General features: G+C 73.6%; 13 protein-coding genes. 7 read left to right on the top strand and 6 right to left on the bottom strand.

What is annotated here, in order from left to right:
- Positions 1 to 45 precede the first annotated feature (45 nt).
- Positions 46 to 1,509, bottom strand: a complete 1,464-nt coding sequence (locus JJI54_RS03865) for a protein adenylyltransferase SelO (protein WP_203071097.1) — start codon at positions 1,507 to 1,509, stop codon at positions 46 to 48.
- A 188-nt stretch (positions 1,510 to 1,697) separates the two neighbouring features.
- Here JJI54_RS03865 and JJI54_RS03860 point away from each other — a divergent pair, with 188 nt between their 5' ends.
- Positions 1,698 to 3,812, top strand: a complete 2,115-nt coding sequence (locus tag JJI54_RS03860) for an acetate--CoA ligase family protein (RefSeq protein ID WP_203071095.1) — start codon at positions 1,698 to 1,700, stop codon at positions 3,810 to 3,812.
- Between the two features lie 3 nt (positions 3,813 to 3,815).
- On the opposite strand, the gene JJI54_RS03855 is transcribed toward JJI54_RS03860, so the two are convergent.
- From JJI54_RS03855 to JJI54_RS03845, 3 genes are all read right to left on the bottom strand, one after another.
- Entirely contained in the window at positions 3,816 to 4,697 is an 882-nt protein-coding gene (locus JJI54_RS03855; RefSeq protein ID WP_203071093.1) for a TauD/TfdA dioxygenase family protein, read from the bottom strand.
- Between the two features lie 84 nt (positions 4,698 to 4,781).
- Positions 4,782 to 5,171: an MAPEG family protein gene (locus JJI54_RS03850; RefSeq protein WP_203071091.1), complete on the bottom strand. Its 390-nt coding sequence runs from the start codon at positions 5,169 to 5,171 to the stop codon at positions 4,782 to 4,784.
- Positions 5,171 to 5,644 (bottom strand): YbaK/EbsC family protein, encoded by a 474-nt coding sequence (locus tag JJI54_RS03845; protein ID WP_203071089.1) that lies wholly within the window; start codon positions 5,642 to 5,644, stop codon positions 5,171 to 5,173. The genes JJI54_RS03850 and JJI54_RS03845 overlap by 1 nt, the downstream gene beginning before the upstream one ends.
- A gap of 70 nt (positions 5,645 to 5,714) precedes the next feature.
- Here JJI54_RS03845 and hemW point away from each other — a divergent pair, with 70 nt between their 5' ends.
- The 3 genes from hemW to JJI54_RS03830 all read left to right on the top strand — a co-directional run bounded on the left by hemW (position 5,715) and on the right by JJI54_RS03830 (position 9,323).
- On the top strand, positions 5,715 to 6,872 hold the full coding sequence (gene hemW / locus JJI54_RS03840) for a radical SAM family heme chaperone HemW (RefSeq protein ID WP_203071087.1): 1,158 nt from the start codon (positions 5,715 to 5,717) through the stop codon (positions 6,870 to 6,872).
- Between the two features lie 119 nt (positions 6,873 to 6,991).
- On the top strand, positions 6,992 to 8,002 hold the full coding sequence (locus JJI54_RS03835; RefSeq protein WP_203071085.1) for a polysaccharide pyruvyl transferase family protein: 1,011 nt from the start codon (positions 6,992 to 6,994) through the stop codon (positions 8,000 to 8,002).
- A 373-nt stretch (positions 8,003 to 8,375) separates the two neighbouring features.
- The gene (locus JJI54_RS03830; RefSeq protein WP_203071083.1) at positions 8,376 to 9,323 is read left to right on the top strand and encodes a hypothetical protein; all 948 of its coding nucleotides are present in this window, start codon (positions 8,376 to 8,378) and stop codon (positions 9,321 to 9,323) included.
- Between the two features lie 150 nt (positions 9,324 to 9,473).
- Here JJI54_RS03830 and rsmI read toward each other — a convergent pair whose 3' ends face one another.
- Positions 9,474 to 10,310, bottom strand: a complete 837-nt coding sequence (rsmI, locus tag JJI54_RS03825) for a 16S rRNA (cytidine(1402)-2'-O)-methyltransferase (RefSeq protein ID WP_226381492.1) — start codon at positions 10,308 to 10,310, stop codon at positions 9,474 to 9,476.
- 146 nt (positions 10,311 to 10,456) lie between these two features.
- Here rsmI and JJI54_RS03820 point away from each other — a divergent pair, with 146 nt between their 5' ends.
- A complete protein-coding gene (locus JJI54_RS03820) occupies positions 10,457 to 11,563 on the top strand; it encodes a penicillin-binding protein activator (RefSeq protein ID WP_203071079.1) in 1,107 nt (368 codons plus the stop codon).
- Positions 11,564 to 11,574: 11 nt separating this feature from the next.
- Positions 11,575 to 12,975, top strand: a complete 1,401-nt coding sequence (locus JJI54_RS03815) for an ATP-binding protein (protein ID WP_203071077.1) — start codon at positions 11,575 to 11,577, stop codon at positions 12,973 to 12,975.
- A gap of 30 nt (positions 12,976 to 13,005) precedes the next feature.
- On the opposite strand, the gene JJI54_RS03810 is transcribed toward JJI54_RS03815, so the two are convergent.
- The gene (locus JJI54_RS03810; protein WP_203071075.1) at positions 13,006 to 14,007 is read right to left on the bottom strand and encodes a calcium-binding protein; all 1,002 of its coding nucleotides are present in this window, start codon (positions 14,005 to 14,007) and stop codon (positions 13,006 to 13,008) included.
- Positions 14,008 to 14,309: 302 nt separating this feature from the next.
- Here JJI54_RS03810 and JJI54_RS03805 point away from each other — a divergent pair, with 302 nt between their 5' ends.
- Entirely contained in the window at positions 14,310 to 15,461 is a 1,152-nt protein-coding gene (locus JJI54_RS03805; protein ID WP_203071072.1) for a beta-glucosidase, read from the top strand.
- Positions 15,462 to 15,550: the final 89 nt, after the last annotated feature.

The raw sequence follows: 15,550 nt of genomic DNA, 5'->3' as shown, positions 1-15,550 counted from the left end.
CGCGAGCGATCGGGGCCGATCCGTCCCACCGGACGGGTCGGATCTCTAGGTGCCGCAGAAGGTCGCGAGGACGCGCTCCTCCGCCTTCGGCGGCAACTGGAACCGCTCCGCCCCGGGCTGGTCCTGGTAGGGACGGGCCAGCACGGCGAGCAGTTCCTCGAAGGGCGCGAAATCCTGGCGCTCCACGGCGGCGGCGATCACCGCCTCCACCTGGTGGTTGCGCGGGATGAAGGCGGGGTTGGCGGCCTGCATCATCGCCTGGCGTTCCGCCGGCGATAGCGGATCGGCCTCCAGCCGCGCGTGCCAGCGCGCCAGCCAGGCCTCCAGCGGCGCCGGGTCGGCGAAGAGCCTGCGCAGCGCGTCGTCATCGCCGAGTGCCCGGAAGGCGAGGGTGAAGTCCGCCCCCGCCTCCGCCAGCAGCGTCAGGAAATCCTGCGAGAGTTCGGCATCGCCCTCCCGCAGGCCGGCCAGGCCGATCTTGCGCGCGAGCCCGCCGAGATAGGCCGCCTGGAAGGCCGGGCCGAAGCCCGTCAGCACCTGCTTCGCGGATTCCAGCGCCGGCTCCTCCGCATCCGCCAGCAGCGGCAGCAGCGTCTCCGCCAGCCGCGTCAGGTTCCACTGCGCGATGCGCGGCTGGTTGCCATAGGCGTAGCGCGCGCCGTGATCGATGGAGCTGAACACCGCGCCGGGGTCATAGGCATCCATGAAGGCGCAGGGCCCGTAGTCGATCGTCTCGCCGGCGACGGACATGTTGTCCGTGTTCATCACGCCATGGATGAAGCCCACCAGCAGCCATTGCGCCACCAGCGCCGCCTGCCGCGCCACCACCCCTTCCAGCAAGGCGCGATACGGATTGTCTTCAGCCGCGGCCTCGGGATAGTGCCGCGCGATCGCATGGTCGGCGAGGATGCGGATCCCCTCGATGTCGCCCCGCGCCGCGAAATACTGGAAGGTGCCGACGCGGATGTGGCTGGACGCCACGCGCGCCACGATCGCGCCGGGCAGCGCCGTCTCCCGGAACACATCCTCGCCCGTCGTCACCGCCGCCAGCGCCCGCGTGGTCGGGATGCCGAGCGCGTGCATCGCCTCGCTCACCAGGTATTCGCGCAGCACCGGTCCCAGCGCGGCCCGCCCATCGCCCCGGCGGGAGAAGGGGGTGGGCCCCGATCCCTTCAGCTGGATGTCCCGGCGCCGCCCATCCGGCCCCACCACCTCCCCCAGCAGGATCGCGCGGCCGTCGCCGAGGGCAGGCACGAAATGCCCGAACTGGTGGCCCGCATAGGCGGCGGCCAGCGGCGCGGCGCCCGCCGGCACCGCATTCCCCGCCAGCACCGCCACGCCCTCCGGCGTCTCCAGCCAATCGGGATCCAGCCCCATCGCCCGCGCCAGCGCGTGGTTCACCTTGATGAGGCGCGGCCCCGCCACCGGCGTCGGATCGAGCCGCGCATGGAAGCGCGCCGGCAGGCGGGCATAGCTGTTGTCGAAAGTGAAGGCGGGGGTCGTGCTCATCCCCGCCACATCGTCCCCCGCGCGCCCCTTCACAACCCCACCCGGCTTCCCGCCACACACAACCCCACCCCGCTTCCCGCCACACACAACCCCGCCCGGCTTCCCGCCACACACAACCCCGCGCGGCTTCCCGCCACACACAACCCCGCGCGGCTTCCCGCCGCGACGGTCTGGCCCGAGAATGCCGCATGCGCACCCCCTACCCCCATGCCGCCCTCCGCCGCCTGTTGCATCCCGGCTCCCTCGCCATCATCGGCGCCTCGCCGCGGGAGGGGTCCTTCGGCCTCCGCACGCTCCGCAACCTCCGCGGCTTCGCGGGCGCCGTGCATCCGGTGAACCCCCGCTACGAGTCGATCGAGGGCACCCCCTGCTTCCCCACCCTCGCCGCCCTGCCATCGGTCCCGGATTGCGCCATCGTCGCGCTGGGCCGCGACCAGGCGGAGCAGACCATCGCCGACTGCATCGCGGCCGGTGTCGGCGGCGTGATCCTCTACGCCTCCGGCTATGCGGAGACGCAACGGCCCGAGCTGATCGCGCTCCAGGGGCGGCTCGCCGCCATGGTGGCGGGCACCGGCACGCGGCTGCTCGGCCCCAACTGCCTCGGCGCCACCAACTACGCGATCGGCGCGCGGATGATGTTCGGCCGCATGCCCGAACCCCGCGCGATGGACGGCGCCGCCATCGGCATCGTCACGCAATCCGGCTCCGTCAGCATGGCGCTGGCCCAGGCGATGGAGCGCGGCGTCGCCGTCAGCCACGCGATCCCCGTCGGCAATGCTTGCGATGTCGGCATCGCCGACCTCATCGCCTATCTCGCGGAGGACGAGACCTGCCGCGCCATCGCCGCCGTCTTCGAAGGCGTCGAGCATCCCCGCCAGCTCGCCGAGGCCGCCGCCCTCGCCGCCCGCGCCGGCAAGCCGCTGGTCATCCACAAGATGGCGTCGAGCGAGCAGGGGGCGGAGGCCGCGCTCTCCCACACCGGGGCGCTGGCCGGCAACCACGCCGCCTATCGCGCCATCCTGGAAGCGGCAGGCGCGGTGATGGTGGAGAGCCTGGACGCCGTGATGGAAACCGCCCGCTTCCTGGCGAAGGCCGGGCGCCCGCGCGGACACGGCGTGGGCGTCGTCCTCGCCTCCGGCGGCTTCGGCGTGGCGGCGGCGGATGCGGCGGCGGCGGCAGGCGTCCCCCTTCCCCAGCCCGAGGGCATCACGGCGGAGACGCTGCGCGCCCATGTCCCCGAATTCGGCGCCGCGCGGAATCCCTGCGACGTCACCGCCATGGCGCTGAACGACGACACCGCCTTCGAGGCCTCGGCCGGCGCCTTCCTGGCCGACCCCGCCTATGCCTGCCTGATGGTGATCTACCCCTATGCCGACCCCTTCGGCGCCACGCGGTTCGAGGGGTGGAAGCGCCTCGCCGCCCGCCACGGCAAGCCCATCGCCTGCTACTGGGCGAGCGAGTGGCTGGAGGGAGAGGGCGTGCGGCGCCTGGAAGCCGAGCCCGGCATCGCCACCTTCCGCAGCCTGCCGCGCCTCTTCGCCGCCATCGGCGCCTGGCTGCGGCGCGATGCCGAGGCGGGCGCCGCCCTGCCCCCCACCCCGCCCGATATCCGCCAGGCCGCCGCCACCGCCCTCCGCACCGCGCCGGACCGCGTGCTGGCGGAGCGCGCGGCCAAGGCGCTGCTCGCCCCCTATGGCATTCCCGTGGTGCCCGAACGCCTGGCCCACAGCGCCGCGGAGGCCGTGGCCGCCGCCACCGCGCTGGGCTTTCCCGTCGCGCTGAAGGCGGAAAGCCCCGACATCCCCCACAAGACGGAAGCCGGCGTCATCCGCCTCAACCTGGCCGATGCCGCTTCGGTCCAAGCCGCCTTCGATGCCGTCATGGAGAAGGCGCTCCTCGCCACCACCGCGGACCGCATCGCCGGCGTGCTGGTGCAGCCCATGGTGCCGCGGGGGGTGGAGATGCTGATGGGCGCGCGCATCGACCCGGCCTTCGGCCCGCTGGTCGCCTTCGGCTTCGGCGGCGTGATGGCGGAGCTGCTGCGCGACACGGCGCTGCTGCCCGCCCCCTTCACGCCGGAAGCGGCGGCGGCGGCGCTGCGCCGCCTGAACGGCGCCGCGCTGCTGGATGGCTTCCGCGGCTCGCCGGCGGTGGACATCCCGGCCCTGGCCGGAACGCTCTCCCGCTTCTCCCGCTTCGTCGCGGACCAGGCCGAACTGGTCCAGGAGATCGACGTGAATCCGCTGATCTGCCTGGGCCAGTCCATCACCGCCGTCGATGCGCTGGTGGTGCGGCGGCCCTAGCGGTCACGCCGCCAGCGCCGCGTAGTCCAGCGTCGCCATCACCTGCACCCGCAGGATGTAGCGATGCTCATCCGGCCCGTAATCGGCCACCGCATTGTGGGTGGTGGCGATGTTGTCCCACATCAGCACGTCGCCCGGCGTCCAGGCATGGCTGTAGAGGTATTTCTCCTGCGATTGATGCCGGAACAGGAAGTCCAGCATCGCTTCGCTTTCGGCCGCCTCCATGCCCTCGATCACGGTGGCGTAGCCGGGATTGCAATACAGCACGCGGCGGCCCGTGATCGGGTGCAGGCGGAAGATCGGCTGGCTCACCGGCGGCTTGCGCCGGCGCTGCTCCTCCGTCAGCGGCGCCCGCGCCGATCCCGGGCGCGCGCGCATCATCTCCCAGAACTTGTTGAAGTCGTGGATGGCGGTGCGGCCCTCCAGCCGCGCCTTCACCGCCGGCGGCAGATCCTCATAGGCCCGGTGCATGTCGAGGAACTGCGTGTCGCCGAGCGGCCTGCCATCCCGCATCGGCACCTGCTTCGCATGCAGCACATTCGCAATGGCGATGTCGTGGCTGTAGCTCATGTCGGTGTGCCAGCCCTGCCCGGCATCGCCCAACCCGACCGGCTGGCCCGCCTCGTCCTTCATGTTGGACAGGATCATCACCTCGGGATGGCCGGGGGCGTTGAACATCGCGGCCACGTTGTGCTCCAGCGTGCCGAAGCGGGACCGGAAGGCGGAAAGCTGCGCGGCCTCCAGGTCCTGCCCCGGGAAGCACAGCACCCCGTGATGGCCGAGCGCCCGCAGCAGCTGCCGGAAATCCGGCTCGGCCAGCTTCTGCGCCAGGTCGATGCCGGTGATGCGCGCGCCGACGCCGCCGTCATGGGGGGTGATCTGCATGGGCATCCTCCTGCCGCCCTCGTCGCGGGGCGGTCCGGGCCCGATGCTGTCAGCGGCGGCTTCCGCCGGCAACCGCGCCGCCGGTCACAGCCCCGCCGCCGCCAGCCCGATCAGCGCGGCACTCGCGGCACCCAGCATGGTGAAGGTCAGCCCCATGCCGATGGAGCGCCACTTCATCTCCTCCGGCTCGCGGGAGATTCCATAGGCATGCGCCGCTCGCCCGGCCAGCAGCACCACGCCCAGCACATGCAGCGCCCAGTCCGGCAGGCCATTCGCCTCCGCCAGCGCCATCATCACCAGCGCCAGCGGCACGTATTCCGCGAAATTGCCATGCGTGCGCACCGCGCGCTCCACCAGCCGGTGCTGCGTGCCCAGCGCCAGGCGATAGGCGTGGCGCTGCTGCACCACGCGCAGCGAGAGGTACAGGAAGCCGAAGCCGAGCAGCCCGGCATGGAAGGCCGTCACCGGCAGCATCACGCCACCTCCTTCACATCGGCCCGCCGCCCGCCGCTCATCCGCAGCAGCGCCTCGGCCGTCGTCTCGAAGACATGCATGGGCGATCCCGCCGCGGCCCAGATGCGGCCCAGCGCGAAGAGGTCCTCATCCACCAGCACCACCGGCGGCGTCAGATGCGCAATGGGCGCGACGCCGCCGATGGCGAAGCCCGTCACGTCCCGCACCCAGCCGCCATCGGCGCGTTTCACGTGAAACGCCGTCGCGGCCGCGACCTTGCCCATATCCACGCGATTGGCGCCGGAGGTGATGACCAGCACCGCCTGGCCGCCGGCGCGGAAGATGATGGACTTGGCGATCTGCGCGACATCGCAGCCCACCGCCGCCGCGGCATCCGCGGCGCTCCGCGTCCCCTCCGGGAAGGCCTGGATGGTATCGGGATGCCCCGCCGCCGCCAGCGCCGCCCTCACCCGTTCGACCGAACCGCCCGACATCGCCACCCCGCTCCCTCGTCACGCCGGCCCAGGCCAGCCATATACGCGCCTGCTCGATCCCCGGAACCCGATGCGCGAACCCCTCGCCCTCTACATCCACTGGCCCTTCTGCGCCGCCAAGTGCCCCTATTGCGACTTCAACAGCCATGTGCGGGACCGCATCGACCAGGCCGCCTTCGCCGCCGCGCTGCGCCAGGAATTGCAGCGGGAGGCCGATCGCGCCGGCCGCCGGCCACTCGCCAGCATCTTCTTCGGCGGCGGCACGCCGAGCCTCATGGCCCCCTCCACCGCCGCGGCCCTGATCGAGGACGCGACCCGCCTCTTCGATCCCCTGCCCGATATCGAGATCACGCTGGAAGCCAACCCCACCAGCGTGGAGCTGGCGAAGCTGCGCGACTTCCGCGCCGCCGGCGTCAACCGCGCCTCGCTCGGCGTGCAGGCGCTGGACCCCGCCGCCCTCGCCTTCCTCGGCCGCCAGCATGACATCCGCGAAGCCATCGCGGCGCTGGAGGCCGCGCGCGAAACCTTCCCGCGCCTCAGCTTCGACCTGATCTATGCCCGGCCCGGCCAGCAGGAAGCCGCCTGGCGCGCGGAACTCCGCCAGGCGCTGGCGCTGGCCGCCGACCATCTCTCGCTCTACCAGCTCACCATCGAACCCGGCACGCAATTCGCGACGCTGTTCGGCCGCGGCGCCTTCACCCTGCCGGAGGGCGAGGAGGCCGAGCGCCTCTACACCGCCACCGCCGAGGAAGCCGCCGGCTTCGGGCTCCGCGCCTATGAGGTCTCGAACTACGCCAAGCCCGGCGCGGAGAGCCGCCACAACCTCGCCTATTGGCGCTATGGCGACTATCTCGGCATCGGCGCCGGCGCGCATCAGCGCCTGTCCTTCGCCGATGGCAGCCTCCGCGCCGCCCGCCGCCACCGGGCGCCGGAGGAATGGCTGGCCCGGGTTCGGCGCGACGGGCACGCGGTGGTGGAGGAGGAGGCGCTGTCGCCGCGCGACCGCGCGCGGGAGGCGCTGCTGATGGGGCTGCGCCTGCATGAGGGCATCGACCCCGCCCGGATCGAGGCCCGCAGCACCCTGCCCTTCGAGGAATGCGTCGATCGCCGCGCGCTGGACGGGCTGGCGGAGGAGGGCCTGCTCGAATGGCGCCCCGATGGCCGCCTGGCCGCGACGCCGGATGGGCTGTTGAGGCTGGACGCGCTGCTCCCGGTGTTGTTGCGTTAGCGGATGCAGCAGCGCCTCGGCTTCACTGACGACGGTCCAGGGGCGGTTCGCCCCCCTGTTCCCCCTGGGCGGATGGGCCGTGGGGAAGGCAGCGCCTTCCCCACGGCACCCTGACCCGCATGCGCACCGCCTTCCTCGGCGCCTATGGCTACGGCAACCTCGGCGACGAGCTCTGCCTGCTGGAAGCCCTGCAGGCCTTCCCGACGGCGGAGGCGCATGCCTTCTCCGTCAATCCCGGCTGGACGCTGCGCTGCGTCCCCGGCCTGCAGGGCTGCTTCGGGGATGGGGAGGCGATGCTGGCCCTGGCCCCCGCCCGCATCGTCTTCGGCGGCGGCATGTTCGGCGTGGTGGATGCCTTCCGCTACTGGATGCCCTTCCTGGCCCGTGCCATGGCGGCGGGCGCGCAGATCCACCTGCACAACCTCGGCGTCGCCTGGCTGCTGAAGGACCGGTCCTGGCTGGACGCCACGGCGCAGCACGTCTTCGCCAACCTCGCCGGCCTGTCGGTGCGCGATCCGCTCTCCGCCGAGCGGCTGGCGGAAGCGGGCCTCGCCCGCCTGCCGCGGCTGACCTTCTTCCCCGAAACCCGCATCGCCGCCGATCCCGGCCTGGCGGAGGCGCTGCTCGGCCCGCGGCGGCCGGGCGGGCCGAAGCTGCTCGGCGTCTCCATCATCCCCTCCCCGACCATGCGGGCCTGCCTGCTGCATGACGCGGCGCGGGTGCGGGCGGTGCTGGCGGAATTCGCGGGCCATGCCGTGGTGCCCATCGTCAGCACCGTCCATATCGACAGCGTGGAGGAGGATGACCTGACCGGCGCCGCCGACTTCATCCGCACCTTCCTGCCGCAGGCCCCCATCGCCGCGCCCCTGCTGCTGGACCGCGCGCATTGGCAGGCGGAGATGACGCCGCGGCGCCTGAAGGGCCTGATCGCGCGCTGCGATGCGCTGGTGACGCAGCGCAAGCACAACGCCATCCATGCCATCGGCGCGGGGGTGCGGGTGATCGGCCTGCATCCGCTGATCGACAACAGCCTGCGCCGCACTTTCGTGACGCTGGCGAACGATCTGCCGCCGGGCTCGCGCTGCGTGGGGCTGGACGAGGTGCCGCCGCCGGAGCCGGTGGCGGCATGATGGCGCTGCCGCGCCGCCCGGGACGCCGCCCGCCCCTGGCCCCTGGCCGATCGACGACGGTCCAGGGGCGGTTCGCCCCTGGCCGGGGGTGCAGGGGGGCGGAGCCCCCCTGCGTTGACGGGCGGTGCAGGGGGGCGGAGCCCCCCTGCGTTGACGGGCGGTGCAGGGGGGCGGAGCCCCCCTGCGTTGACGGGTGGTGCAGGGGGGCGGAGCCCCCTTGCGTTGACGGGCGGTGGAGGGGGGCGGAGCCCCCGTGCGTTGACGGGTGGTGCAGGGGGGCGGCGCCCCCCTGCGTTGACGGGCGGTGCGGGGGGGCGGAGCCCCCCTGCGTTGACGGGCGGTGCGGGGGGGCGGCATCCCCCTGCATGGCCGCATGACCCAGATCCTGCTCATCGCCGAGCGCCCCTTCAGGGAACTCCGCTCCCGCGCCATCCTCCTCCCCCTGCCGAAGGCGCTGGGCGCGGCCGCGCCGATCCTCGTCCCCACCCCCGCCACCCGGACGCCGCCCGCCTTCGCCCCCGTGCCGCCCAAGCCGGATGTCGTGGCGCTCGGCGTCACCCGCGTGGTGCTGGCCGGCGTCTTCGAGGATCGCCCCACCCTCAACCGTGCCCTGGCCCTGGCGGCCCGCGCCGTCGCCGCGGGCGCGACGCTGGAGGCAAGGGGCCTGACGCTGGAACGCGCCGCCGCGCGGCGGGACCCGCCCCGGGGGGTGGAGGTGCTGGACCAGGCGACGGTGATCGAGGCGCGCGACCACCACACCGCCAATACGCTGCTGGTCTGGCGCGTCGCGGCGCCGGTCCGCGTGAATTTCTATGCGGAGCGCGAGGCGCCGCCCGACTCCGCCCTGCTGCCCGGCCTGCCCCCCGGCCCGCTGCTCGGCCTGGCCCTGCTCGGCGCGCCGGAGATGCGCACCACCTGGCGGGCGCGGCTGGCGGAGCTTTCGGCCTGGCTGGGGCCGATGAAGGGCTGGCCCATCCTGCCCCTGCCCGCCGATGCGGCGGAGGGCGAGGGCGACGACTATGCCGGCAGCATCGCCTTCGCCCAGGCCCTGCTGCCCAACTCCCCCATCCTGCTGCCCCAGCTGGCGGATCCGGTGGAGCGGCGGCGGCAGCTGACCGCCGGGCGGATGCGGGCGCTGATGGGCCGCTGCGGCGCGGTGATCACCAACCAGGACCTGGTGGCGGCGATCGCCGCGACGGCGGGGGTGCCGGTGGCGGGCATGGTGCTGGGGCGGGACCGCCGGATCGTCGCCTGCATGACGACGCTGGCGAACCAGATGGCCCCGGGCAGCCTGCTGATCTACCCGCCCCATCCCGGCTGAGGCGGGCGAATCCGCTGGCGGCGGCCCGCCTGTTGCTGCTATGTTCCTGCCGCCACCCGCCGCGCCCTGCCCGGCCGGCTCACCCACCACCCCGCGAAAACGGTGCTAAAAGCCCTAAATCGGCATAAACCGCCTGGGGGTACTACGGCTTTATGTCACATCGCGGGACAGTTCGAGCGCCCGCGCATAGACCTGCTTGCGCGGCAGCCCCGTCGCCGCCGCCACCATCGCCGCCGCGTCTCGCAGGCTCTGCCCCGCCATGGCGTCCCGCAGCCGGGTGTCGAGGTCCTCGGCCCCCATCGTCTCCTCCGGCGCCGGGCCCACCACCAGGCAGATCTCGCCCCGCGCCTCGGCGGTGGCGTAATGCGCGGCCAGCCCGGCCAGCGTGCCGCGCCGCACCTCCTCGAACCGCTTGGTGAGTTCGCGGGCGACGGCTGCGGGGCGGTCGGGGCCGAGCCCCTCGGCCAGCGCGGCCAGCGTCTCGGCCAGGCGGTGCGGCGCCTCATGCAGGATGATGGTCGCGGTCAGTCCCGCGCGCTCCGCCGCCCGGTGGCGGGCGATGGCGGTGGCGCGGGGCCCGTCCTTCGGCGGCAGGAAGCCCAGGAACACGAAGGGGTGTGGTGGCAGGCCGGACAGCGTCAGCGCGACCACCGCCGCGTTGGGGCCCGGAATGGCCGTGACGGCGTGTCCCGCCTCGATCGCCGCCCGCACCAGCCGGTAGCCGGGGTCGGAGACGAGGGGCGTGCCGGCGTCGGAGGCCAGGGCCAGCTTCTCCCCCCGCGACATCCTGTCCAGGATTCGTGGAATCATCTCCGCTTCGTTGTGGTCATGCAGTGGCACCAAGGTCGCGGAGACGCCATAACGCTGCAACAGATGGCCTGTTACCCTGGTGTCCTCGCAGAGCACGGCATCCGCACCGCCGAGCACCGCGAGAGCCCGGGGCGACAGGTCGCCGAGATTGCCGATCGGCGTCGCCACCAGGGACAGCCCGTCAGGAACTTCCCTGGGGGCGTCCCGGTTCGTCGCCCGCTCTGGAGGGTCACCGCTTGCCACGTCGTTCTGCCCCTCAGCCGCAAGACCGCCGCCTGCCTCGCAGGGCCCTGGGCGGCATCGCCATCGCCGCCCTTCTGGGCATGGCCGCCTGCGCACCGCAACCCCCGCGGCCTTCCTTCATCGGCGTGGCGCCGCCGATCGGCGCCCAGGCGCCGGTGCTGGCCGCGCCCATCGGCCCGCAGCGCGCGGCCATGCTGCTGCCGCTGACCGGCCCGCAGGCGCCGCTCGGCCAAGCCATGCTGAATGCCGGGACCATGGCGCTGTTCGACGAGGCGCCGCAGGGCGTGGAGATCGCGCCGCGCGACACCGGCGGCACGCCCCAGGGCGCCGCCGCCGCCGCCCGCGCCGCCATCGCGGATGGCGCGCGCATCATCATCGGGCCGCTGACGAGCGCCGAGGCCGCCGCCGTGGCGGAACCCGCCCGCGCCGCGGGGGTGCCGGTGCTGGCCTTCACCAACGACGCGCAGCGCGCCGGCGGCGGCACCTGGGTGCTCGGCATCACGCCGCAGCAGCAGGTCCGCCGCGTGGTGGCGGCGGCCGCGCAGCAGGGGGCGCAGCGCTTCGCCCTCGGCGCGCCGGACAATGAATTCGGCCGGTCGCTCGCCGCCGCGCTGCGCGGCGCCGTGGCCGAGCTCGGCCTGCCCGCCCCCGCCATCGCGCTGCATCCCGCGGCCGCGGAGCCCGCCATGGCCGCCTCCGGCGCCCGGGTCTCCGCGCCCCGGGCGGATGCGGTGCTGATCGGCGAAGCCGGGGAGCGGGCGCGCCGCTTCGCCGCCGCCTGGGTGGCCGAGGCCGGGGAGACGCCGCCGCGGCTGCTCGGCACCTCGCTCTGGCTGCAGGATGGCGCGGTGCGCAACGAACCCGCCCTGGCCGGCGCCTGGTTCGCCGGGCCCGATGGCCGCACCCGCGCGCGGTTCGAGGCCCGCTACCGCGACGCCTTCCGGGAGACGCCGCCCCGCGTCGCCGCCACGGCCTATGACGCCGCGGCGATCGCCGCGCGGGCGCTGCGCCAGGGCGCCACCCCCGCCCAGGTGACGGCGGTGGAGGGCTTCGCCGGCGCCGACGGGCCGGTGCGCCTGCTGCCGGAAGGGCAGACGCTGCGGGGCCTCGCCCTCTACGCCGTCTCCAACGGCGCGGATCCGGTGCAGGTGGAACCGGCGCCCCTGCCCGGCGCACCGGGCAGCTGACGCCAGCCGCCATGCCGCTCTCCACGGGCCGCGTGCTGGCCGCCGCCGGGCTGATCGGCGGCGTGCCGGGTGCGGCGCTGGTGCTGCTGCTGGCGACCGATACGCTGCCCCCCCTGCCCGGCCTGGCGGCGCTGGGGGCGACGGCGGCGGCCTCCCTCGCCCTGGCGCGAATCTGGCTCGGCAACCTCCGCCAATTGTCGGACGCGCTCCGCCAGGCGGCGGATGAGCAGGGGCCGGTGCCCGCCCTGGAAGGCCCGCTGCTGCTGCCCTCCGTCGCCGAGATCGGGGAGGCGGCGCGGCGCCTGACACGCACCCTGGCCTCCCAGGCCGAGCAGGTCGCGCGGCTCCGCCAGGCCGATGCCGCGATCATCGAGCGGCTGCCCGACCCGCTGGTGGTGCTGGACGAGGCCGGCGCGCCGCTGCGCGCCAATGGCGCCGCGCGCCGCCTGTTCGGCGGCGGCGGCGGCGTGCCGGGCAGCGACCTCGCGGCCCTGCTGCGCCATCCCGCGCTGGCGGAGGCCGTCGCCGCCGCGCGGGCGGAGGGGGAGCCGCAGCGCGCCGACATCGCGCTGCCCGTGCCCGTGCCGCGGGAGCTGACGGTGCATGCGGTGCCGCTGCACCCGCCGCTCTCCGATGGCGGGCGCTTGCTGCTGCTGCTGTCGGACCGCACGCGGGACCGGGCGGTGGAGCGGATGCGCGCCGATTTCGTCGCCAATGCCAGCCATGAGCTGCGCACGCCGCTCGCCAGCGTGATCGGCTTCATCGACACGCTGCGCGGCCCGGCGAAGGACGATGCGGAAGCGCAGGCCCGCTTCCTCGGCATCATGGCGGACCAGGCGGACCGCATGCGCCGCCTGATCGACGACCTGCTCGGCCTGTCGCGGATCGAGGTCACGGAACACCAGCCGCCGACCGGGCGGGTGGACCTGGCGGCGCTGGCGACGGCGGAGGCGGAGGCGATGGCCCCCATCCTGGCGCAGCGCGGCGCGACGGTGGCGCTGGCGCTCTCGCCCGCCGCGGTGGCGGCGCCGGCCGATGCCGGGCAGGTCGGCCAGGTGCTGCGCAACCTGCTGGAGAATGCGGCGCGCTACGGGCGGGAAGGCGGGACCATCCGCCTGTCCGTCGCGCCGGCGGAGACCGGGACGCGCTGGCCCGCCAGGCCCGGCGTGGTGCTGTCCGTGGCGGATGAGGGGCCGGGCATCCCCCGCCACCACATCCCCCGCCTGACGGAGCGCTTCTACCGCGTGGATCGCGGCCGCGGCCGCAGCATCGGCGGCACGGGCCTCGGCCTCGCCATCGTCAAGCACATCGTCAACCGCCATCGCGGCGTGCTGCTGATCGAAAGCGAGGAAGGCGTGGGATCCACCTTCCGCGTCTGGCTGCCGGCGGAGGCTTCGGCCGAGGCGGGATGAGGCCGCCGCGGAGGGCGGCGGCCCCGTGCCTCAGATGGTGAAGATGAAGTCGCTCAGCGCCAGACGGGTGGTCCCGCTGACGATGATCTCCAGGTCCACGTCGCCATTGCCGGTCACGTCCACCTGATAGACCAGGTGGCCGGCGCCGACGTCGTAGCGGATCTGCGGCGTGCCCGGGGAGGTGAAGGCCGCCTGGCCGATCAGCGCGCCGCCGAAGGTGAAGTCGGCGATGTTGATCTTGTCCACGCCGCGCTGGAAGTCGCGGATCGTGTCGGCGCCGCCGGGCTGCGATTCCACCGTGGAGCGGTAGTAGAAGACATCCGCGCCGGCGCCGCCGAACAGCTGGTCGGCCCCGACATCGCCCACCAGCGTATCGGCGCCCGCGCCGCCGAACAGCGTGTCGCCGCCGCCCGGGCCGGTCAGCGTGGCGTTGCCGTCGCCGATGATGAAGTCGTTGCCGCCATCGCCATAGAGCTTGTCGGCGCCGCCGAAGCCCTCGATCCGGTCGGCATCCGCGCCGCCGCGGGCGGTATCGTTGCCGGCCCCGCCCGAGATGGTGTCGGCGCCATCGCCCGCGACGAGGTGGTCGTTCCCGGCGGCGCCGCTCAGGGTGTCATTGCCCGCGCCCCCGAACAGCGTGTCGTTGCCCGCGCCGCCGTTGAGGACGTCGCTCCCCTCCTCGCCATCCAGGCGGTCATTGCCGTCGTCTCCGTTCAGCGTGTCGCCGCCGGCGCCGCCGAACAGCACGTCGTTGCCATCGCCGCCCTGGATGATGTCGTTGCCGGCCATGCCGAACAGGCGGTCGTCGCCGCCCTCGCCCGCGATGCTGTCGAAGCCGTCCTCGCCCCGCACCGTGTCGTTGCCAAGGCCGCCGGACAGCGTGTCATTGCCGAGGCCGCCGAAGAGCTCGTCGCTCGCGCTGCCGCCGCGGATGACATCGTCGCCTTCGAAGCCGAAGATCTGCTGCGCGAAATTCGCGCCCACGAGCGTGTTCGCCCCGGAGGTCCCGAGCAGACGGGGAAGCGTGGCCATTGTTGTCCTGTCCGTTTGTTGCCGTGCCGGTATAACGGTATCGTGATCTCAAAAATTTGGCAAACTTTCCGTTAACTGAGATGTCGCGCCGCTTTCTGCGCCTGTTGAGACAGCCCGGCGGCTTCACGGCAGCCGCTTCGCCCGCGCCCGGCGCGATTCCGCTGGACAATATTGAATACAATAGGCGATACGAGGGTCGCCCGCCTCACGCGTGCGTGATCGCGGGCGATGAACCCACCGACCTGGCGGCGTTAGCGCCCCAGGCCCCTCCCCGGTCCGCCTCCCTCTCCACGGAGTCCCGCGTGATCCCCCACCAGCCCCTGTTCCAGTCCTTCTTCCTCGGCGGGTTCGAATGCTCGACCCACCGCAACATGTCCCGCCGGCGCCTCGACATGATCGCCGCGACCCGGCACGACCTGCTGGCGCGGGAGGATTATGCGCAGCTCGCGGAGCATGGCATCCGCGCGGCGCGGGACGGGGTGCGCTGGCACCTCGTGGAGACCTCCCCCGGCCGGTATGACTGGTCGGCCGTGCTGCCGCTGCTGCGGGCGGCGGAGGCGACGCGCACCCAGGTGATCTGGGACCTCTGCCATTACGGCTGGCCGGATGACCTCGACGTCTTCTCCCCGGCCTTCGTCGATCGCTTCGCCCGCTACGCGGCCGCCTTCGCCCGCCTGCACCGGGAGGAGACGGGCCGCGCCCCCTTCGTCTGCCCGGTGAACGAGATCAGCTTCCTGGCCTTCGCCGGGGGCGACATGGCGCGCTGTTCGCCGCATGAAACCGGGCGGGGGATGGAGCTGAAGCGCAACCTGGCCCGCGCCGCCATCGCCGGCACGCGCGCGGTGCGGGAGGCGGCGCCCGGCGCCCGCTTCGCCGCCGTCGATCCCGTCATCAACATCGTGCCCCGCGAACCGGCGGAGGCCGAGGAGGTCGCGCGCCACAATGCCAGCCAGTGGCAGGCCTGGGACATGCTGGCGGGGCGGGAGGAGCCGGAGCTGGGCGGGTCGGAGGACATCCTCGACGTCATCGGCGTCAACTACTACTGGAACAACCAGTGGCTGCACCATGCGGAGCCGCTGAGCGTCTTCGACAGCGCGCGCTTCCGCCCCTTCCGGGACCTGCTGGCCGATACCGCCCGCCGCTACGCGCCGCGCGACATCTTCGTGGCGGAGACGAGCATCGAGGGCGCGCCCCGCGCCCCCTGGCTGCGCTACGTGGCGGAGGAGACGATGGCCGCCCGCCAGGCCGGGCTGCCGGTGCATGGCGTCTGCCTCTACCCCGTCATCTCCCATATGGGCTGGGACGAGGACCGCTACTGCCCGAACGGACTGTTCGAGCTGACGCCCCGCCACGGGCGGCGGGACGTGCATCGCCCGCTGGCGGAGGAGCTGGCCCGGCTGCAGGCCAGCTTCCGGGCCCAGGGGGTGGAAGGTCCGCTCAGCGCCGTCGGCTGATCGATCGGCCCGATAGGCGGCGTCGATCGCCGGGGCGATTCCGGGCCGGAATCGCCCCGTTTCGCGTTTTCATGCGCCTCGCGGCGAAG

The organism is Falsiroseomonas ponticola (assembly GCF_016805305.1).
GTDB lineage: Bacteria > Pseudomonadota > Alphaproteobacteria > Acetobacterales > Acetobacteraceae > Falsiroseomonas > Falsiroseomonas ponticola.
This window is presented reverse-complemented; position numbering and strand designations above follow the sequence as displayed.